Origin of the sequence: Mesobacillus maritimus (genome assembly GCF_023715205.1) — a bacterium.
Classification (GTDB): Bacteria; Bacillota; Bacilli; order Bacillales; family Cytobacillaceae; genus Mesobacillus_B; species Mesobacillus_B maritimus_C.
Window position 1 is genome coordinate 194,441 of sequence record NZ_JAMBNR010000002.1, and the last position, 21,524, is coordinate 215,964.

Here is a 21,524-nt window from a genome sequence, read left to right on the forward strand (position 1 = left end):
CCTGGCACCATCCAGTTTTTGTAAGAACAGACAGGTTGTATTACTACAATGAATATTCCACTTCACAATCATTCGTTATGCAATTGCCTTTGCAAGTGTAATCAGGTTTGAAATAGAAAAAATCCACCCTCGAGTTGACGCGAATGGGTGGATTTCAGCTTATGTTAACATCTTACATATTTGCGTTTGAAACCTAGTCTTCCTTTATCGAGTTCTTTTTGGATATTTTCATAGGCGTTTAGGAAACTAGTCTTTTTCTTGTCGCGTTTGACTTCCACGATGCCTACTTCTTTGGCGGTTTCTAGTGCCTTTTCATGTAGTGGCAAATAAGATATTCCTACCGTGTAAAGGAAATTATTCATCGAGGCTTTCGCTCGTTCTGGTGAATCGTGAATGGTGTTTTTCACAGAATCAAGCATATCGGACATCTTGCTTTCGGGAAATTCATGATCTTTACGATTTCCTAACAGCCAGCAGTAGCAACTCCAGCCTGCGGACATTCTTAGTTCATCTCCACTAGCAATCCATTTATCCGCGACCTCTTGCGCAAAATCGGATTCTGATAATGTGACCGCTACTACATAATCGGACAGCATATAAAAATAGGCTGCATCCATCCAGCGATCAAAATCGGACTCTGTCATTGCTTTCGGTTCGGCAATAATGCCGGCAAAATACATGGCATCATAGTTTCCTGTAGCATAAAGCTCTTCCGCTAAAGGTTGATTGATTTTTATTTTCTTTGCGATTGGTTTCATCGCACCGGTAGCCACGCCGAAAAGCGGTTCGTGCGCCCCATTGGATATGTACATTTTCTTCGTTCGTTCCTTGCCGAGGGCTTCGAGCTCCTGCATCACTGTTTCAAAATCCATTTTTTTTGCCCTTCCTTCCTATTTTTATCTAGTTCATTGTAAGCTTAAGATCGTTTTATAAGTCGCATCCTTCTCCATTTTACCATTAATCTGATTCTAGTATTCTGCCTCATTATTTTAAAAAAGGAGCAATGGCCTTAACCAAATTTGTAAGGGACCACAATTAGAAGAGAGAATGTTGATGCTTTGTTTATTTTTGTTTGGAGAAGAGGATCAGAATGGCCCTTGAGGCGTAAACTGGAATTTTTTATAAAAAATAGAAAAAGGAGAGTATCCCGTTTTCTCTCCTTTTTCATCCATATTAATTTGTTCGAATTTCCTGTCGCATAAAGCTAAGATAGGCGATTGCAAAGCAAATTAATGTAGCGGCAACGAGTCCGGTTAGCTGTGGCCAGATTAATAGTAAGCTTTGACTAAGTGGCAACGGTCCGGCTACAGCTCCGACGGTTTGTTCAACTGTTAAGGGGCCGAGACTGCGAACATTCGGCGACAATAAAATCGTTGTCGATTCGCTAAATAAATAATTTGGGGAAAAGCGCATCAGCGTAAGAACCGTACCTTGTTTATTCAACACTTCGGAAACACTAGTCAGTTTTTCCGGATTTAACAGAGATTTTGAAACCAAATTGATGATCATGGAATAGAACACGTTAAAAAAGATCCAAACCGCAATACTTGATAAAGCGGAGGTGGCTTGACTTTTAAACACAACTGAAAACAAGATGCCAAGGTTCAGCCAAAAAGCAATATAAACAATACATAAACAGAGAAAGAAAAAGATTCTCAAGAACTCTTCAAAAGTTGGTGGAATGCCGAGAATGAGAATGCCAAACGCCATGACCAACAAACCTAGGGAGAAGAAGAGCAACACATTCAACAATAAAGCAGCAACAAACTTGGCATTGATTAAATAATCCCTTGGAATCGGTTGTGAAAGCAAGCGGCTTAACGTTCCACGGTTTCGTTCAGAATTGATGGCATCGAATCCTAAAGCAATTCCAAACAAAGGACCAAGGAATCCAACAAAAGTAATGAACGAAGGCAAAGTTCCATCCGAGACGGTAAACAGCTGCAGAAATAAATATAAATCGGAACCAAGGGTTTCGGCTTCTTTCCCAGCTTGATCAATCGCATCAGAAATGGAAGTGATGGCCGTATAAAGAGAGCCGATGCAAGCTAGTAAAATAATGACCCCTAAAATGAGGATCCGCCAGCTTCGAATATAGTCGGTAAATTCTTTCCGAACAATCGCCATAAAAGCAGAAGGGTTGGAGTTTTTCCCTTTTTCTGCCTGAACAGACTCTGTTTGGACAGAAAAAAAACTGATTTTATTTTTAAGTTTAGCTAGATTCACGCAGATCACGCCCTTCAAAATACCGGTGGTAAATTTCATCCAAACCGAAGTTTTTCTGGCTGATATGAGTAAGTGCGGATCCCATTTCCACAATCGTTTTGCTAATCATCGCGGAAATGTCCTCATAACATGTGATTTCAAGTCCGGATTTTACGACTTGTACTTGTTCCACTTGCTCCAACTCTTGAAGCCGCCGGATAAGCTCCGGTGTGATTGGGGAGGCATGGACGGTGATTCTTAAGGTTGCTGAATCAAAAAGCTGTTCGGCCAGGGTTTGGACGTTTCCTTCTGCAATTAGATGTCCTTTGACAAAAAGGCCGACTCGATCACAAATTTGCTGAACTTGGTGCAAATGATGGGACGATAATAGCACGGTCATACCTTCTTCTTTCCCAAGTTCTTGGATCATTTTTAACAGTTCGCGAACACCCTCTGGGTCAATCCCTAATGTCGGTTCGTCGAGAATGATGACTTCAGGATTTTTCATTAACACATCCGCCAAGCCTAGCCGTTGCTTCATTCCGCGAGAATATTTACCGGTCTTTTTATATGCTGCATCTGTCAGATTCACTTTTTCCAACAAATATTCTGCCCGCTCGCGAGCTTGTTTTTTTGGAAGATTGTTTAATTCAGCGGTATACACTAAATTTTCAAGACCCGTCATATTTTGATAGAATCCAATATTATCAGGTAGGTAGCCTACTCTTCGTTTCACTTCTATCGGTCTCCTGACAGAGTCGATGCCGCAAACAGTGACAGAACCGCTTGTAGGTTCGCTTAACCCTAGCAACATTAAAATTGTCGTTGTTTTCCCAGCTCCGTTCGGGCCAAGCAATCCGAAGATTTCCCCTTTTGAAATGGTCAGAGACAAATCTTTGACAGCGAACTGATCATCATATTGTTTACTGACTTGATCCAGTTGGATAACAGTTTGATTCACGCTTATCTCCTCCCATATTTTCTCACCATATAATAAAATCCACCAAGCACCATAACAATAATGGCAACAGCAAATAGCCCCCAAAGCATCGACGTTTCAACGGAAATCCGGAAATCGGCTTCTGCAGAAGACTCAGCGGCTGACGCAGAAATGGTGGTTACATAGTCACCGGCAATTGCTTCATCTGATGCGGTTATTCTTGCTTTTACGGTTGCTTTATCGCCCGGTTCAATCTTCGGAATCGTACTAGGTTCGAATGTTGTTTCCCAATTTGGTGGAGCGGTTGCGGATAACTTGACCTCTGTCAGTGGAGCACTTCCTGTATTTTCCACAACAACATCAATCGTTTTTTCACGCCCTGATTGCAAATCTGTACTCAAGTTTCCATCTGGAGTGGTTACTTTTAATTCATAGGATCCTGTGATTACGGCCTCCAAATCGGTTTTTGTGGAGGTCCCACTTCCAGCTGCTGTTAAGGCAATTTTATATGTGTCTGCACTTGCCTTTTCAGGTGGAGTCACATTGATGGTGAGATTCGCTTCACTGTTTGGTTCTACCGCAACGGATGTGACATTGTCTCCTCCAGATTGAAACTGAACGCCCCAACCTTTAGGGGCTTGAGCTGTTAAAGCATAGTTTTGTTTTTCGGCAGTTCGATTGTGTAGAGTGGCAGAATAAGAGAAAGAAGAGTCCGTTTGTCCTTGTAAATTCGGTTGCTCGACATTGAATTCCGTTTTGAACGTTCCTTTTTCTGAAAGAGTCACAAGAAAAGGGAGCTCCGAAACATTGCCATTTTGGTCGGTCGCGACTAAGGTAAATCGATAATCGTCTTGTTCAATTTTGAGTGGAACTGTGATTTCAAGGTTGATTTGCTGTTCGCTATTGCCGCGGACTGTCAGTTGCTTAAGCGCACTCCCATTTGCAGTAATTTCATGTGACCAGCCTTTTGGTAAATTTTCGACATCAAAAGTTACGGTGCGAATACTAGATTCTGTGTTGATCACATCAACTGAATAATCAACGGTTTCCCCAGGGGTTGCGGTAATCCCGGTGTAAGGGGTGTATAAAGTTACATTTGCTAATGCTGGTCTGCTCCCAATAAAGATGGTGAGAGTAAGCATGAACGTAAAAATACTGAAGATTTTTTTACCCATCTTCATCATCCTCCTTGTTGTTATTCATAGTAGATACGCAGTAAAAAAACATTTGGATTTGTCATATTAAAAAATTTTTAATAAAATTTTTTTAAAATGAAACTTAATAATAGGAAAAACGACCATTTTAATAAAATGATAGATTGCCTTGAAGGAGTGCATAACATGGATCAAAATCAAGAGAGTGTCCAGTTATTGCAGGATATCAGAGCTGGCTCGCGTCAGGCTTTCGACCATTTTTATGAGTTGCATATTCAGTTTGTCTTTCAGATTGCTTTTCAACTTGTAAGGGAACAGGCTGAAGCCGAGGACGTGTGCCATGATGTTTTTCTTGAAGTCTTGCAAAAAACAACACAATATCAACCTGCAAAAGGAAGCGTCAAAGCATGGCTTGCAGTGAAAACTCGCAGCCGTGCCTTGGATCGACTGCGGAAAAAGAAACCTTTGCTTACGGATGAATGGGAGCAGAAAATGGGAAAAGAGGAGTCTGGAGCCGATCTCAAGGTTTTAGAGCAAATCGAAAAAGATGTTTTGTTTGATGCTTTAAAACAAATTCCAACCGAACAACGCGAAGCCATTTACCGGTCGTATTATCAGGGAGAAACGCATAAAGAAATCGCGATGACGATGCAGAAACCGCTTGGTTCCGTCAAATCGTTGATTCGTTATGGCCTCAACAACCTACGCAAACAAAAATCCATATTCCATTGGGCGAAATCGAGCGGAGGTGGAAACCATCATGAGTAAGAAGCATTTTTCTGAAGAGGTTTTAATCGACTTTTGTTTAGAGGAGATTTCGGAAGAGCGGCGTCAAGAGATCCGAGAGCATCTTGATAACTGTGCTGAATGTAAACAAGTGACCGAACATTGGCTGGAGGTGTTCAATCAATCAAGTAATGGGAAGCCTTCTGCTGAATTGAAAGATAGAATTTGGGAGAATGCTAGGAAAAACCGAGGGGCGCGTAAGAAGAACCGAAAGCTTATGATGGCGATTAGCAGTGCAGCGGCATTGTTTATATTCAGCATTGGCTTGTTATGGGATCAGTCTTCTGAATATCATCGCTACGAAGTTGCCCATAACGGTGAAATTCCGACAGAAAGCATCCAAACCAATCCACAAACACAGCAATTGGCCGTTATCCCTGTTGCGGCGAATCAAAACATAAACGGGAATTTGTGGATCAATGGAGTTGACGAAGAATTGCTTTTAGAAGTAGATGGGCTGGAGGATATTTCGAATCGAGATTATCAATTATGGATGATTTACGATAATAACAAAATCAAAGGGGAGCTCTTGTCGACAGTGGATGGATCTTCCCGAATCCTGATTAAAGGAAAAGATGTGAATCACTTTAAAATCATCAAAGCAAGCATCGAGCCAATAGGTGGCAGCCTGGAACCAACAGGGCCGGAGACGTTTGTTGTGCCGCTGAATAAGTAAAGGAGGAAGGACAGGTCTGAGCTGCCCCACAATTGGGCTCAAACGATAGGATAAAATAATTGTTCTTATTTGCCAAAAAACTGGATGGTGCCTGGCACCATCCAGTTTTTTGGTAGGGCTTATCTGGTGGGACAATGTACCTGTCCCTGTGTCCTACAGAAAATTCTGAAAATACTGTTGACACAAAAATAAATATTATTTATTATAATATTTAAATAAATCATATTTATTTCAACTAGTGAGAGGAGGTAGAGTGTTTAGAAACTTCCTTATTTTCAAAGACCTCCAATTTCCCTCATTTTTATCATTCAAGTATGCTAGTAAGTAAGGGAAATTTTAGTAGAGATGGAGGCAGTTTTTATGAAAAGCAGAAGTGAACAGCTTGTTGACGAGCTTGGGAGAAAAATTGTGACAGGTGAGTTTGTCCAAGGTGACATTTTACCGAAAGTTGAAGATTTGAGCGAGATTCATCAAGTAAGCCGAACGGTTGTCCGTGAAGCGCTTAAAGGGTTATCCACACTTGGCTTGGTGAAGTCGAATCAGCGATCCGGTACGGTTGTTCTTCCGAGGTCGGAGTGGCGCTGGTGGAATATTGATGTCCTGACATGGGTACTTGAAGATGAGAAAAATCGCGACTTTTTGTTGCATTTAACAGAGGTCAGGTTAGGACTTGAACCAACTGCGGTTGCTTTGGCTGCAACAAGGGCTACGGATGAAGACCGAATGAAAATTAAGGATGCGTTCACCAGAATGGAGCAATCACTTGGCGATCCAAAAGCTTGGGCGGTCGCAGATTATGATTTTCATAATGTTTTATTATCCGCTTCTTATAATGATTTAATCATTAATACCATTAAGACGCTTCAAAAAGCGCTGATTATTAGTCGTGAAAAAACATTACTAGCGGCAATAGAGGATAAAGATTCACCTTATGATTCGCCAACAACCGAAGCTTTGGAAAGGCATCGTGCCATCTATGAAGCGGTAATGAATCGTGATGAAGTCCTCGCGCATCAAAAAACATCAGAATTGATTTTACGTGTAAAACGAATCTTAGAAAAAATCTACACTCGTGACTTATAGAAAAAGATAAAATCCAAAAAAGAGAGGGGCACAAACTGTTATGGGTTTACAAATTGTTCGGTTTGAAAAAAACAACCAAGTTCAATGGGGAGTTTTATCAGGGAATCAAATTCTTGTGTTGAAAAATTCCTATGATTCTTTAGCACATTTCTTAGAAGAGGGAAAAGAAGAAGCAAGAGAAGTGAAAAGTATCGGAGCGGGAGAAGCGGTTTCCCTTGAGGAAGTTACGATTTTAAGTCCGGTGACAAAACCAGCTCGAATTGTTTGCCAAGGTGCGAATTATTCGAGCCACCGTGCAGAAGCTGGCTTAGAGGCAACGCGCCCTCCATTCAATTTGATTTTTAGCAAATCTGACAGCTCCCTATGTGGTGCATATTCGGAAATTATTCGCCCTGCAAATGTAAAATTACTAGATTATGAAATTGAGTTAGGGATCGTAATTGGGAAAGAGATTTCGGAAGAAGTCGAAGTCACGGATCAAAATCTTCATCAATATGTTGCGGGTCTTGTCATTGTGGACGATGTTTCCGCGCGTGATGTTCAACTAACAGAAGGACAATGGTTAAAGGGGAAAAGTTATCGTACTTTTGGACCAACAGGACCTTACTTCTATCTATTAGATGAAGACGAAATTAACGAGATTCATAATCTTGAATTGAAACTATGGGTAAATGATGAATTGCGCCAATCTGCTAATACAAATCAATTATTATTCAAGCCTGCTGAAACACTAACCGAATTGTCCGGCATTATGGACCTTTCGAAAGGCGACCTTGTGATTACTGGGACAACAGGTGGCGTCGCACTGAATCTTTCAAAAGAAGAATTAACCCAAGTTTCAAGCCCAACCGTTCCATACGGCGAGAAATTGAGTGCACTGGAACAAGGTCAATTAGCGAACGGGAAATACTTAAAAGACGGCGATGTGGTTCGTTGTTCGATCAAGAGCCCAGATGGAAAGATTGACCTCGGTGAACAAGTGAACAAAGTGGTAGCAAGTAAAGTAAAAGTTTCCTAAAAAAAATGCTGGGATTTGTCTTTGATAAATCCCAGCAAACAGTAAAAAACTCCTCATGTCCAAAAATCATCCATGATAAATTTTTTCATCCTTATAATGTATCCGCTTACAAATAAGTTTAAAAATTGAATAGGGGTGTGTGTCGAATGAATCAAGAAAGAGTCGATGTTGCGATTGTTGGTTATGGTCCGGTTGCGAAGCTACTCGCGACTTTACTTGGCCAAAAAGGTTGGAAAGTAGGCGTTTATGAACGATTTCCAAAAGCTTATGTTTTGCCACGTGCAGTGACTTTTGACGATGAAATCGCGCGAATTTTACAAAGTATTCTACCTGTAAGTGAAATTGAAAAAGTGACCGTACCTGTACCAGATGACTATTTATGGGTTAACGCAAAGCGCGAAACACTGTTGGCATTAGATTTTTCTCAATTTGGGGTTTCAGGCTGGCCAGGGAGATTGTTTTTTAACCAACCCCAACTAGAAGAAGTGATGGATGTGGCCTGCCGCCAGCAGCCTACTGTAAAGGTACATCTTGGTTGTGAAGCAGTTGGATTGAAAGAATTTGACGACCATGTCGAACTGATTGTCAAAGATGAAAATGATGAGGAAACAGAAATTTTTGCGAAATATGTCATCGGCTGTGACGGTGCAAATAGTTTTGTCCGCCAAAACATGGAGCATACGATCACAGATCTTGGGTTTGTGGCCGATTGGCTTGTGGTTGATATTATTCCGCAAGAAGAGCGTGAATGGAACCCGATGAATCTCCAAGTATGTGATCCTGCTCGACCAACTACAGTTGTTTCTGGTGGTCCAGGAAGAAGGCGCTGGGAATTCATGGCATTACCAGGGGAAACAAAGGAAGCTTTAAACAAAGAAGAAGTTGCTTGGAAACTGCTTGAGCCTTGGGATATTACGCCTAGTAACTCCATATTAGAACGACATGCCGTTTATACGTTTAAAGGCTTGTGGGTCGATGAATGGCAGAAAGGTAGATTGATGGTCGCTGGAGACGCGGCGCACTTAACTCCTCCGTTTATGGGGCAAGGGTTATGTTCCGGGTTACGTGATTCAATGAATCTAGCTTGGAAGCTGGATCTTGTTCTGAATGGCAAAGCAGAAGAAAAAATTCTAGAAACGTATACAGAAGAGCGAAAGCCTCATAATCAGACGCTTGTGGAAGCGGCGCTTTATTTAGGGAAAATGATTTGCATTACCGACCCAGAAGCTGCGGCAAAACGTGATGAAGACTTTTTTAGCGGGAGTGTTCCACCGTTTCCAGATTTCCCTCATTTAACAGAAGGTGTTTTCTGTGAAAACGAAAAAGGCTTAAGTACCGGGAAACTTTCTTTCCAAAGTCAAGTGATGTATCAGGGAGAAACGGGATTATTTGATGATGTCGTTGGTCGTGGTTGGATGGTCATTGGGTTCGAGGAAGATCCGAAAAAGAGTTTATCTCAAGAGCAAATTGATTTTGTTAAAAACCTTGGTGGTCAGTTTATGACAGTTTCAAGTACGCCAAGCTTAGAAGCTGATCACGTCTTTGATGTGGAAGGCAAATATCAGCAGTATTTTAAGGAAACTGGATTTGAAGTCGTCGTTGTTCGACCTGACTTTTATCTGTACGGGGGATGCGCTTCAATCGCTGACTTGTCAGTAGTGGTTGATGATTTAGTCAAACAATTGGGGACTTATCTGAACACAGCAACTGCTGGATAAACATTGGGAATGTCTCTCATGCAGTTACTGGTTCACAAACGAGCTGCCATGCTGTAAAAGCATCTACTAATTTGGTTGCACAAATTAGTGGCAGTAAAACAGTAGACTCGGCAAAGTCTACTTCTATAAGTATAGCAAGCATCGATCCTATTTGTCTAATATTGGAAATTAAATTCAAAAAATTCAGTAATTTGGAGGGTTTAAAATGGCACAAATAATAAAAGCATTTCGGTTAGCGTATGTTGATTTTTATGCAAAAGATGCGGCGAAAATGGTGGACTATTATACAAAAACAATGGGATATCGCGTAACGGAAGAGCGAGAAGGAGTAACGTATTTAAGCAATGCACTCGATCATCATAATATTGTCATTACCCCGTCCACTGAAAAAGGAATTCGTCGTTATGGGTACCAACTTGATGGGAAGCTAAGCTTAGAAGAAGTTTTAGCAGAACTGCATATCAAAGGAATCAGTGCGAGCATCAAAGAAGGAGAAAAACCTGGAGTTGCGAAACTAATTGAACTGCAAGATCCAGCCGGAAACACGCTTGAATTATTTACCGAAATCGAGCAATCAAAAGTTGGCTATGGTTCATCTGGCATTCTTCCTCATAAATTAGGGCATATTGCGTTTTATGCGAAAAATTTCCAAGAGACGATTGAATTTTACCAACAAGCTCTAGGGTTTGAGTTTACCGATCAAATCGGTGTAGGATTTGCCAATTTCTTAACTTGTAATACCGATCACCATGTCATCAATATCGTGGCTTCTGATGAAACGCGTTTGCATCATATTGCTTTCCAATTAAAAGATGCAAGCCATCAATATGCAAGTTCTGATGTATTAGCAAAGCATGGCTATCCTGTTCTTTGGGGACCTTCTCGCCATACAGCTGGACATAATATTGCGACGTATCATCATGACCCAGACAAAAATGTGGTGGAATTGTATACCGATATGGATGTGCTCATTCCGGAACTAGGCATTTTTGAACCGCGGCCATGGCATGAAGAACTTCCAATGAAGCCGAAAGTTTGGGAAGCATTAAGTGCTTGGGGAACAGAGTTTAACGTGGACTTGGCGAAAATTTAAACCAATTAAGGGGTTAGGATGAATGGTACAAGAAACGTTTTTACTTGAAGTAAAGCCGGGAACAGAACAAGAATTCGAACAAGCTTTTCAAAAGGCAGCAGCTTTGGTTCAGTCTGCGAAAGGGTGTATCGGTAGTGAACTCCAACGCTGCCTTGAACAAGAAAATAAGTATTTGGTTGCGATCGAATGGGAAACCGTTGAGGACCATCTCGTAGGATTTAAAAATTCACCTGCCTTCGAGGAAATGAAAAGTTTAATCGGTTCTTACTATTTACATCTTCCACAGGTCGAACATTATCAAAAGGTTAAGTTTCAATAGATTAACAAAATGGGGATGTTCAATAATCCCCATTTTTCTCGTAATGATAGAAGGGAAATTGTATATAGATAGAAACATAGGAATAAGGCTTGCCTTTAGATTGCAGATGGTGTTTGAAGTTTTAAAAAGAAGGTTACACCCCAGCAGAAGGAAAAAGCAAAGGGGCAGAGAATAGGTAGTTAACAACAAACAGAATCCACCACTTTATCAAATCAAAGTTCAGGGAGTTGAAGGACAGTGCAAGAAGCCACAATCAATAAAAAACTGCTTTGGCAGCCATCGGAAGAAATGATCTCTCAATCAAATGTGAAAAAATTTACGAACTGGCTGAAAGAAACGAGAGGGTTGGAGATTGAGGAGTATAATGACCTGTGGAAGTGGTCCGTGAACGACCTAGAAGGTTTTTGGTCCGCCATTTGGGACTATTTCGAAATCAAATCTTATACCGATTATCAAGAAGTGGTGTCTGGCGGGAAGATGCCGCAGGTTCAATGGTTCCAAGGAGCGACGTTAAATTATGCGGAGCATGTTTTTCGTAATGAAGTAGAAGATAAAGCAGCGATCATTTCTCAGTCAGAGAACCGACCTAAACAAGAACTCACATGGGCAGAACTTAAAAAAATGACGGCGGCGATTGCGGCTTATTTGAAGGATGCAGGGATTAAGCCTGGGGACCGAGTTGTTGCTTATGCGCCAAATATCCCGGAAACGGTTGCTGCCTTTTTAGCATGTGCGAGCATCGGTGCTGTTTGGTCAAGTTGTGCACCTGAGTTTGGAATCAAAAGTGTGATTGATCGCTTCAAACAAATTGAACCAAAAGTATTGTTCACGGTTGATGGTTATCAATATAGTGGCAAGAAGTATGACCGCCTCGAGAGCGTGAAAAAGATTCAACAAGAATTGCCTTCGTTACAGGAAACCGTGATCATCCCTTATTTAGAAGATGAGCCTGTGATGGACGGCTTGAATAATTGGATGTTTTGGGATGAAGTGCAAATCAACTATCAAGATCAACCATTAACGTTTGAGCCTGTTCCGTTTCAACATCCGTTATGGATATTATATTCGTCTGGAACGACTGGGAAACCAAAGGGAATTGTTCAAAGTCAAGGCGGAATTGTGATTGAACATCTAAAATCGTTAACATTTGGAATGGATTTGAAGCCGGATGACAAGTTCTTTTGGTATACAACCACTGGCTGGATGATGTGGAACTTACAGGTGGGTGGCTTACTAGCGGGAACAACGATACTTTTATATGATGGCAATCCAGGGTATCCGAATCATGAAACGTTATGGAAGTTTGCCGAGGACACGCAATTAACGGTGTTTGGAACAAGCGCGAGCTTTATTATGGCTAGTATGAAAGCGGACGTAAAGCCATTGGAACAGTTTAATCTTAGTCAGTTAAAAGCCATCGGTGTGACAGGTTCGCCGTTGCCGGAAAGCGGTTTCGATTGGGTGTATGACCAAGTAAAGAAGGATGTTTGGCTTTATTCAACCTCTGGTGGAACCGATGTTTGTTCAGGATTTGTTGGTGGAAGTGCGTTATTGCCGGTTTATCGTGGCGAAATTCAAGCGCGTTCCTTAGGAGTAGCGGTTCAAGCGTATAATGATGCAGGGAAAGCTGTTTATGATGAAATTGGGGAACTCGTCGTGACTGAACCGATGCCATCGATGCCGATTTATTTTTGGAATGACGAAACCGGGGAAAGGTATCGAAACAGTTATTTTGATGTTTTCCCTGATGTGTGGCGGCATGGTGATTTTATCAAAATTTCTCCTAAAGGAAGTTCTGTCATTTATGGACGTTCAGATGCAACGATTAATCGCGGGGGCATTCGAATGGGCACAAGTGAAATTTACAGTGCGCTTGAGGTGATTCCTTCAGTCGTCGATAGTTTAATCATCGATATCCCATTAAATGAAGAAAATTCGTTTATGCCGTTATTTGTGGTATTAAAAGAGGGTGTTGAGCTGACCGATGAATTAAAAACAAGTATCAACCAAACGATTCGCCAAAACTGCTCTCCACGCCATGTACCGAACAAAATATATGAGGTGAAAGCACTGCCTAAAACATTAAATGGCAAGAAAATTGAAGTGCCGATTAAGAAAATATTAATGGGTGTGCCGTTCGAACAAGCTGTGAATGCCGACTCGTTGTTAAATCCGGAAACATTGCAATATTTTGTTGAGTTTCGGGAAAACATTGAGGATGAGGCGGGAAAATAGAAGTAGTTGAGATATTCCTAGTTTACGAACATAGAGAAAATGAAGAGATGCATTTTGTAGAAGAACATCCATCCTTGAGTGGGTGATTTAGACTCATGAATAACAGATCCTTCTTGCTGGACTGCACATGTTAAGCGCATGTACAGTCCTTTTTTAAAATGGGTGCTGATGAATTCTATTCTAAAGGAAGGTTAGGACTTAGAACTTATTTAACCTAACGGATTGAACACGGAGCTTTACTCAGTAGACGTTTTTACGAAACATAATAAAAGAAAACAAGACCGTTTTGACGATCTTGTTATTCTTGTAAATTAAGATAGCTCTTTAATGTCTCTTTGAGTGTACCTGTTGTTTCTGCATCTTGATTAAAACGGATTCCGGCACGAACCATTTCTTTAACAAGGTCAGGTCTAAGTCCCGTAAGGACGGCTTTGGAACCCATCATCCCTACTCCAGTTAAAACTTTTTCAAATTGATCAATCACGTCCATTTCCATTTTAGCGACACCTGATAGGTCGATTACAAGTGTTTCGATTCTTGTAGCAGCTATTTCGTTCAACACTTTCTCCACTAATATGTTCACTCGATAAGAGTCAATTAAGCCAATTAAAGGTAAAACAGAAACAGTTTCGCTTACTGGTATAATCGGAACCGATAAATGTTCAACCATTTCCCTCTGTTTAAGGAGCATGGCATCTTTATATTTTGAGTAACTTAGAAAGAAATTATTTAGAAATTGGTCAATCTGGTCATTGAGCACTTTTTCCAAATTAAAAAAATCTAGAGATTGAATGTTCAGGTCTTTTTTCTCATTAATGTCACAAACAATCTGCCACATCGTTCTTCTAATGGCTTGAACCCATTCTAATTTTAAAGCAAGCGTTAAGGAGTGCTCTGCCCAAGCAACCCCTTCTTGCTGAGCAAATGCAATTAGTTCTCTTTCGTTTCCATCAACGATAAAGTAAATTAATGTCCTGGCATTTTTTAATAAGTCAATATTCCCCATTCTTAAAATATCATTGATTTTCCCTGAAACATTTACTGCTTCCGTTAATAATTTATTTTCAAATTCGTCCCTATTATCATTGATATAGTCAACCAGGTGATCCTTTAATCTTCGTGTTTTATTCATTTCTGCACTCTCCCCTGCGATAAAACAACTAACTTTACCCTTATTAGATGTCAGTTAAACCACATCTATAAAATTTTTTTGTGAAATCGCAAAGATTAAACCACATAAGAGCAAAAAAGATGTCAGTTTGTTGGGGAGAAAATGAATGAAGCCTTTTTGAGTGAATGGTTAAGTCCCCACAGTCTCGTCCCTATGTTCCTCTCGATATCGCCGCGGCGAAACGTTCGTGATTCTTTTAAAATTGCGGTTGAACGACCGGAGATTATTGTACCCACAATTGTTTGCAATCTCGCTAATAGACTGCTCACTGTTTTTTAATAGGTAACAAGCCTGTGAGGTTCGATAATGGTTCAAGTATTCGGTGAAGGTCATATTGGTCATATGCACAAACAGTTTTGATAGATAAGCATAATCGTATTGAAGTTGTTTGGCAATTACTTTTAAAGTGCAATCGGTACTATAATTTTGGTCCACATACAGCAGAATTTTATGTAACACTTTCGTTTTCGTGGACTGTTCAACTGGAATAAATTCCGTATTTTCTACGAGAGTCGCGCACAGATTATAAAGGAAACTTTTTTGCCGATAAAGCGACTGGAGCGCCGTTAAATCGGGAAGATGATGGAGGTGGATGAGATTGTTCTCTGGAATGTACCCTTTATAGTTCATAAAAAAGTCCCCGATGATTTCAGGTGAAAAAATCACGATGCTAAGATCCGAAGAATTCACTGTTTTAAATTCATGCATCTGGTTATTAAAAACAAACACGGCATCCTTTTTATGTAGCAGATACTCCTTTTGATCAATGGTTACGAGTACTTCTCCTTCATTGACGATAATCAGTTCGTACGCATGGTGAAAGTGAAGCGGAAACGTAAAATTATGAAGATAAAAGATTGAAAAGAGTCGGTCTCATCTACGCCATGATGTTCGAAAAAAGCCACAAGTTTCTCCCCCTAGGATAAACATGATTATTGTCTTAAATTATACTATTTTTTGAATAGAAAGAGAGTGTTTTTTCCACCTATAATGAACGTAGGTTAGAACAAATAGAGGAGGAATACACGTGGCATTTGAATATCATGTAGGCAAAAATGGTTCTATTTCTGCACAAGGAACAAAACAAGATCCATTTTTAACGATTAATCAAGCTGCTTCTGTTGCGGTTGCAGGTGATACGATTATTGTCCATGAGGGAGAATATCGCGAATGGGTGAAACCGAAAAATTCAGGTTTAAGTGAATATAGAAGAATTACTTATCAGGCAGCAGACGGGGAAAAGGTTGTCATTAAAGGTTCCGAGCGGATTCAAGATTGGGAACAAGTCGAGGGAACTGTCTGGAAAGTCGTGATTCCGAATGAGTATTTCGGAGATTATAATCCATACATAGAAGAAATTTTTGGGGATTGGGTTGTCTATAACCCAGGTCGACACCTAGGCGATGTATATTTGAATGGGATGAGCTTCTATGAAGCTGAAAACCTAGAACAATTGCAAAATCCTGAAGTGAGAACAGAAGTATTAGATCACTGGACACAAACAACTGTTGCAGTTGTCAATCCAGAGCAAACAAAATACCTTTGGTTTGCAGAAGTGGATGAAAAAAACACAACCATCTACGCGAATTTTCACGAAGCCAATCCGAATGAAGAAGTAGTTGAAATCAATGTCCGTAAAGCTTGTTTTTATCCGGAGAATATTGGCATCAATTATATCACGGTAAGAGGATTTGAATTGTGCCAAGCGGCCACTCCATGGACGCCGCCAACAGCGGACCAGCCAGGATTAATTGGCCCTCATTGGAGCAAAGGTTGGATTATCGAGGATAACATCATCCATGATTCCAAATGTAGTGCGATTAGCATTGGGAAAGAAGCTACAACCGGAAATAATTATCGTAGTAAAAGAAAAGATAAGCCAGGTTATCAATATCAGTTAGAATCTGTTTTTCTCGCGAAACAAGCTGGGTGGAGCAAAGAAAAAATTGGCTCTCATATCATTCGCAACAATACCATCTATGATTGTGGTCAAAATGGTGTCGTTGGTCATTTAGGCTGTGTGTTCAGCGAAATTTATAACAATCATATTTACAATATCGGCATTAAGCGCGAGTTTTACGGCCATGAGATTGGTGGAATCAAGTTGCACGCCGCGATTGATGTGCAAATTCACAACAATCGGATTCATGACTGTTCGTTAGGAACATGGTTGGATTGGCAGACACAAGGAACAAGAGTCAGCCGAAACCTGTATTACCGCAACTCTCGTGATTTGTTTGTGGAAGTGAGCAGTGGCCCGTATCTTGTCGATCACAACATTTTAACCGCTGATTATGCGCTAGACAATCATGCCCAAGGTGGAGCGTATGTAAATAACTTAATCCGCGGAAAAATGGTTCAGCGGAAAATGCTTGATCGTGCAACTCCTTATCATGTACCGCATAGTACCGAGATTGCTGGGTTTGCGGTGACGTATGGTGGAGATGACCGCTTCCTGAACAACATCTTCATTGGGGACGATAATTTAGAAAAAGTGGGGACAGCTCATTTTAATGGATACACTACTTCCCTCGAAGAATACATTGAAACCGTACATCAAGATGAGGGCGACCATGAAGCGTTTAATAAAGTCGAGCAGCCTGTTTATATTAATCGGAATGCCTACTTACATGGGGCCGAAGCGTTTGAACGAGAAGAGGAGAAGTTGGAAGCAACGGACTTTAATCCTGATTTAAAAATTATTGAAGACGGAAATGAAGTGTATCTTTCGCTTGAGCTTCCTGAAGAAATTGCGAGTTTCTTTGGAGGTATTCAATCAACGAAGACCCTTGAAAAAGTCCGGATTGTTGATGCTGAATTTGAAAATCCAGATGGCAGCGAAGTTGTTTTGGATACAGACTTATTAGGAAATCAACGCGAAGAAAAGAGTGTAATTGGACCAATTGCTAGTTTACGAGCAGCGAAGAATTATATTAAGGTTTGGGGATAAGTAGATGTAGGGACTCGTTTTTATGGCGAGTCTCTATTTTTATGATGATGTCCATTATAAAAAGGAGAGCGTATTGATTCGGTTATTTGGGAGAAACATTTGAGTAACTTTCTGATAGGGGACAGGAATTTGAGTTGGATATGCTAAAATTCATTTAAAGTTTGTATCAGGATGTATGTAAACTAGCGAGCAAGGAAGTTGAACAACTAAATGTATTTTTATGGTAAGGTTGTTAGGTTAGGAGGAATAAAAGTGATGAAAATGATTAAGATTCTTTTCTATTCGTTATTGATTTTATTGATCTTGAATGGTTGTAGTTCAAATGAAGTGAAAGAAACCGAAGATCTATTTCAATTTAAAAATTCTTACGTAGGTGATGCCGGAGCTGTCGGGAATATTACGATGAAGTTACCAAAACCAAATGGAGAAAAGATTAGTGGATTAGAGTTAGAAACAACAGAAGAACCTTATGGAATTATCGTAAATTATAGTTCAACAGAAGAAAATGAGCCTATAGAGGTAAATTACAACGAACTAGCTTTATTTAATGCTACCTTCATCCTTTCTTTAGTTCAAAATGCGGATTGGGTAAAATTCAATTTTGTTGAACAAGAGTTAAAAATAAGTCGAGAAGAATTACAGAATTATTACGGAAAAGATATAAGAGAATTTAATAACGAAGAAGAGCTAAGTAAGTTCATTCAAGAAAATTTGGCAGATGAAAAGAGAGTTACCCAATTTTACAACGAACGAACCTAATCTTTCATCTTGATGTTCGATCGGTGATGACATCGATTCAACATTCCATTGTCATATGAAAGGTCTATCCTGCCGTGTAAAAAAAATTTATTGCACTGCAGGATAGACCTTTTTTTGTTAACCTCGAGAAATGTTTTCGTGGGGGCTAAACCTCGGGTGAGGAAGGATTGGTTCTTAATAAGAATATCCACATAAATGAAAAACAGGGATTTTCCGTTAATTTTTAATCACAATCTTATTGTTTTTATGTATATCTTCCGTTCCGGCATCCAAAGCAAGCTTATAAAAAGAACATTTGTGCTCGATTAGTTCGATTGTTTTCTTTAGTTCTTCCATCTGAGCTTCGACAGTCGCTTTTCGTTCCATAAACATGTCGAATCTTTGCTGCAACGTGGCATCTCCCTCAGAACACCAATCAATGAAATGTTTAATTTCCTTAATTGGCATTCCGGTCGATTTCAGACATTCAATGATTTTCCTTATAAAAATAAAGCTCTAGGCTATCTTGATCGTTGACCTGAATTTTCGTAAAAAAAATCTAAATGGATCACTTGACCTAGAGTTAACTATAAGGTTTACGATTGTTTTTGCAAGGGAATATGGGGATAGAAATGGAATCTTGAAATCTATCCTGAAATCTTTAATTTTACCCGTACATATTATTCTCTTGAAAATATCAATTATTGGAGGTTTTTTTATGGTAATGGCTAAAGCACGAGCGATCGATGGTCCTGACAAACAGTTTCGAAGAGCTGAAATTAAACGACGTGATCTTGATTTGCATGATGTTCTTATTGAAATCAAATACGCGGGAATCTGTCATTCTGATATCCATACGGCTCACGGCGAATGGGGTCCGGTAAATTATCCACTTGTTCCTGGGCACGAGATTGCGGGAATTGTTACCGATGTCGGAGCAGAGGTAACCAAGTACAAGGTCGGCGACCGAGTAGGGGTCGGTTGTATGGTGGACTCCTGCGGGGAATGTGAGAACTGCCGTAAAGGTGAAGAACAATACTGTCTCAAAGGGAATATTCAAACCTACGCTGGTGTGGACAAATATGGCGAGCCAACTCAAGGAGGCTATTCGACCCACATTGTTGTGCAAGAAAATTTCGTTCTTAGAATCCCTGATGCTATCGAGCTTGACGTTGCAGCACCATTGCTTTGCGCTGGAATTACCACTTATTCTCCCCTAAATCATTGGAATGCTGGGTCAGGGAAGAAGGTTGCCATTGTTGGGATGGGCGGACTTGGTCATATGGCTGTCCAAATTGCACATAGTATGGGTGCTGAGGTCACCGTACTGTCCCAGACATTGAAAAAAAAGGACGATGGTTTGCAATTAGGTGCAGACCACTACTATGCCACAAGTGAGCCAGAAACATTCGAGAAACTGGCTGGTTCTTTTGATTTAATCATCAACACGGTAAGCGCAAAACTCGATATTAGTCAGTATCTCTCACTGTTAACGCTCGATGGAACACTAGTAAATGTTGGGGCGCCTGCAGAGCCGCTGCCAGTAAATGTGTTCTCTCTAATCGGTCATCGTCGGTCTTTTGCCGGTTCAATGATTGGCGGCATTCGTGAGACTCAAGAAATGTTGGATTTCTGTGCAGAACATAACATTGTTCCTAAAATTGAAGTAATTTCTGCCGATCAAATTGACGAGGCTTATGAACGCGTTTTAGCTTCTGATGTGAAGTATCGATTTGTCATTGATACTAGTACGATATAAGTTGCGTTCATTGTCTATTTTTATAGAATTGATGAGGTGTCCTAGAAGTTTAGCTTTTGGGGCACCTTTTTTTGAGGCTTTGTTCTCGGGAATTGCTAGTGGGACGACATATGGATTCTCCGGAGTAAGAGGAAAGTACTGTAAAAAGAGTTCATGAGACACCAAACGGCTTTGGAGCCAGAGAAAGGTGCTCCATGGAGGATTCATGAGACAGGAAACCTGTTCGGAGCAAGTGAAAGGTGCTTCAAAAAGAATTCATAGAACAAGGACCAGCAAGTAGTTTGATGAATTCTTCGGTATGGCTAGAGGTGCCCATATTACAAATAAAGTTTTCAGAACATGTTCTTTCGTATTACCTAAATTACAATTTTAATTCCCATTTACCGGGTAATTGTTAAATAAATGGGGAAATTAATCTTGAGAACATCTAATTGAATTATGTAAAATTATAAAAATTTACTACTTATAGATAAATATAGCGGGACTATATGAACTAACAACTCAAACAAAACATCAGTGATCAGGTTGAAGGAGAGTAGCATAATGGATCGTAGCCATGAACCAATTAAGTTAACGAGTGCGGAATTAGGTTATTTATGGGATACATATATAGCAGATAGTATGTCGATTTGTGTTTTTAAGTATTTTCTTGAGCACATTGAGGATGTTGAGATTAAAACTCTTGTCACACTGGCCATGGATTTATCTCAACAACATATCGAGATGATTGCTGGAATCTTTAAAGAAGAGGGAATTCAAATTCCAGAAGGATTTACGGAGAAGGATGTAAATCTACAAGCAAAGCGCTTGTTTTCGGATGTATTTTATTTAAAATACCTTAAACATATGGCAAATGGTGGGCTGGCTACCTATGGGCGGGTTTTGCAGCACATCTTTCGCGGGGATCTACGTGCTTTTTTTTCAAAATGTTTAACCTCTACCATGGAACTTTACAACAAGGTTACCGAAGTGTTAACCGAAAAAGGTCTATCAACCCGTCCCCCTTTCATTCCTTATCCAAAAACAATTGAATATGTTCATAAACAATCCTTTTTATTAGAAGGGTTGGGCCGTAGAGAAGGACTAACGGCAGATGAGGTCACCCAACTTCACTTTAATATCCAAACCAATCTGTTAGGTAGTAGCTTGGCGACTGCCTTTAGCCAGGTCACAGAGTCTGATAAAGTGCGCAAATACATTCAAAGAGGAAAAGAGATCGCAATCAAACATGTAAAAGTATTTAGAGATCATTTAGAAAATCATGGCCTCCCAGTTCCAATGTCTGTCGACCAAGAGGTAACCGATTCCACAGAATCGCCGTTTTCAGATAAATTAATGATGTTTCACTTTGACCTGATGATTTACTCAGGAATTGGAAATTATGGGGTAGCCATTTCTGAAAGTAGAAGGAGCGATTTAGTGGTTGATTACTCCCGGTTGTCTGGCGAAATTCTAAAGTTTGCGGAAGACGGGGTCAATATTATGATTAACAATAAATGGTTAGAGCAACCTCCGTTAACCATTGATCGGAAGGATTTAACGAAAGATTAGTTAAGTCCCTGACACGCCTACTTCAATTTTTTTTAGTTTCATGAAATGTTCCATAGGGTACTGAAAACTCGTCAGCGTATGACGGGTTTTTTTTATAAAAATCCCACTTTAAAAAGGATAGGAGTGTT

18 protein-coding genes and 2 pseudogenes are annotated in these 21,524 nt (G+C 40.2%); 12 read left to right on the plus strand and 8 right to left on the minus strand.

All coding sequences use genetic code 11. From position 1 onward, the window contains the following. Positions 1-164 precede the first annotated feature (164 nt). The 4 genes from M3182_RS03365 to M3182_RS03380 form a co-directional block, all read right to left on the minus strand. On the minus strand, positions 165-872 hold the full coding sequence (locus M3182_RS03365; RefSeq protein WP_251556388.1) for a DNA alkylation repair protein: 708 nt from the start codon (positions 870-872) through the stop codon (positions 165-167). Between the two features lie 301 nt (positions 873-1,173). Next, positions 1,174-2,226, minus strand: coding sequence for an ABC transporter permease (locus M3182_RS03370; protein WP_251556390.1), 1,053 nt, complete (start codon positions 2,224-2,226; stop codon positions 1,174-1,176). After that, positions 2,213-3,166, minus strand: coding sequence for an ABC transporter ATP-binding protein (locus M3182_RS03375; RefSeq protein WP_251436822.1), 954 nt, complete (start codon positions 3,164-3,166; stop codon positions 2,213-2,215). Before M3182_RS03375 ends, M3182_RS03370 begins: the two co-directional genes overlap by 14 nt. Before the next feature lie 2 nt (positions 3,167-3,168). After that, positions 3,169-4,320, minus strand: a complete 1,152-nt coding sequence (locus tag M3182_RS03380) for a COG1470 family protein (RefSeq protein ID WP_251556398.1) — start codon at positions 4,318-4,320, stop codon at positions 3,169-3,171. Positions 4,321-4,485: 165 nt separating this feature from the next. Between M3182_RS03380 and M3182_RS03385 the strand changes: the two genes are divergently transcribed. The 8 genes from M3182_RS03385 (at position 4,486) to M3182_RS03420 (ending at position 13,227) form a co-directional block, all read left to right on the plus strand. Continuing rightward, a complete protein-coding gene (locus M3182_RS03385) occupies positions 4,486-5,067 on the plus strand; it encodes an RNA polymerase sigma factor (protein WP_251556404.1) in 582 nt (193 codons plus the stop codon). Further along, on the plus strand, positions 5,060-5,761 hold the full coding sequence (locus tag M3182_RS03390; protein ID WP_251436816.1) for an anti-sigma factor: 702 nt from the start codon (positions 5,060-5,062) through the stop codon (positions 5,759-5,761). Before M3182_RS03385 ends, M3182_RS03390 begins: the two co-directional genes overlap by 8 nt. Before the next feature lie 360 nt (positions 5,762-6,121). Then, positions 6,122-6,844 carry a FadR/GntR family transcriptional regulator gene (locus tag M3182_RS03395; protein ID WP_251435003.1) on the plus strand — a complete coding sequence of 241 codons (723 nt, stop codon included), beginning with the start codon at positions 6,122-6,124 and terminating at the stop codon, positions 6,842-6,844. Between the two features lie 40 nt (positions 6,845-6,884). Beyond that, the gene (locus M3182_RS03400) at positions 6,885-7,862 is read left to right on the plus strand and encodes a fumarylacetoacetate hydrolase family protein (RefSeq protein ID WP_251435005.1); all 978 of its coding nucleotides are present in this window, start codon (positions 6,885-6,887) and stop codon (positions 7,860-7,862) included. A gap of 146 nt (positions 7,863-8,008) precedes the next feature. Beyond that, a complete protein-coding gene (mhpA, locus tag M3182_RS03405) occupies positions 8,009-9,580 on the plus strand; it encodes a bifunctional 3-(3-hydroxy-phenyl)propionate/3-hydroxycinnamic acid hydroxylase MhpA (protein ID WP_251435009.1) in 1,572 nt (523 codons plus the stop codon). A 205-nt stretch (positions 9,581-9,785) separates the two neighbouring features. Continuing rightward, the gene (locus M3182_RS03410; RefSeq protein ID WP_251556411.1) at positions 9,786-10,673 is read left to right on the plus strand and encodes a VOC family protein; all 888 of its coding nucleotides are present in this window, start codon (positions 9,786-9,788) and stop codon (positions 10,671-10,673) included. Between the two features lie 22 nt (positions 10,674-10,695). After that, positions 10,696-10,992, plus strand: coding sequence for an antibiotic biosynthesis monooxygenase family protein (locus M3182_RS03415; protein WP_251435016.1), 297 nt, complete (start codon positions 10,696-10,698; stop codon positions 10,990-10,992). Between the two features lie 237 nt (positions 10,993-11,229). Continuing rightward, on the plus strand, positions 11,230-13,227 hold the full coding sequence (locus M3182_RS03420; RefSeq protein WP_349775413.1) for an acetoacetate--CoA ligase: 1,998 nt from the start codon (positions 11,230-11,232) through the stop codon (positions 13,225-13,227). Positions 13,228-13,525: 298 nt separating this feature from the next. On the opposite strand, the gene M3182_RS03425 is transcribed toward M3182_RS03420, so the two are convergent. The 3 genes and pseudogenes from M3182_RS03425 to M3182_RS03435 all read right to left on the minus strand — a co-directional run. Continuing rightward, entirely contained in the window at positions 13,526-14,359 is an 834-nt protein-coding gene (locus M3182_RS03425) for an STAS domain-containing protein (RefSeq protein ID WP_251556412.1), read from the minus strand. A gap of 168 nt (positions 14,360-14,527) precedes the next feature. Then, the gene (locus M3182_RS03430) at positions 14,528-15,028 is read right to left on the minus strand and encodes a helix-turn-helix domain-containing protein (RefSeq protein WP_251556425.1); all 501 of its coding nucleotides are present in this window, start codon (positions 15,026-15,028) and stop codon (positions 14,528-14,530) included. Between the two features lie 63 nt (positions 15,029-15,091). After that, a pseudogene (locus M3182_RS03435) lies at positions 15,092-15,256 on the minus strand (cupin domain-containing protein); the annotation flags it as partial. Positions 15,257-15,425: 169 nt separating this feature from the next. Between M3182_RS03435 and M3182_RS03440 the strand changes: the two are divergent. Next, complete coding sequence (locus M3182_RS03440; RefSeq protein ID WP_251556427.1) at positions 15,426-17,348, plus strand: right-handed parallel beta-helix repeat-containing protein; 1,923 nt, start codon at positions 15,426-15,428, stop codon at positions 17,346-17,348. 255 nt (positions 17,349-17,603) lie between these two features. Continuing rightward, positions 17,604-18,107 (plus strand): DUF4825 domain-containing protein, encoded by a 504-nt coding sequence (locus tag M3182_RS03445; RefSeq protein WP_251557078.1) that lies wholly within the window; start codon positions 17,604-17,606, stop codon positions 18,105-18,107. Between the two features lie 216 nt (positions 18,108-18,323). On the opposite strand, the pseudogene M3182_RS03450 reads toward M3182_RS03445, so the two are convergent. After that, positions 18,324-18,584: pseudogene (locus tag M3182_RS03450) on the minus strand (MerR family DNA-binding protein); the annotation flags it as partial. 220 nt (positions 18,585-18,804) lie between these two features. Between M3182_RS03450 and M3182_RS03455 the strand changes: the two are divergent. Further along, entirely contained in the window at positions 18,805-19,845 is a 1,041-nt protein-coding gene (locus M3182_RS03455) for an NAD(P)-dependent alcohol dehydrogenase (protein WP_251556429.1), read from the plus strand. 543 nt (positions 19,846-20,388) lie between these two features. Then, on the plus strand, positions 20,389-21,396 hold the full coding sequence (locus tag M3182_RS03460) for a DUF3231 family protein (RefSeq protein WP_251435031.1): 1,008 nt from the start codon (positions 20,389-20,391) through the stop codon (positions 21,394-21,396). Positions 21,397-21,524: the final 128 nt, after the last annotated feature.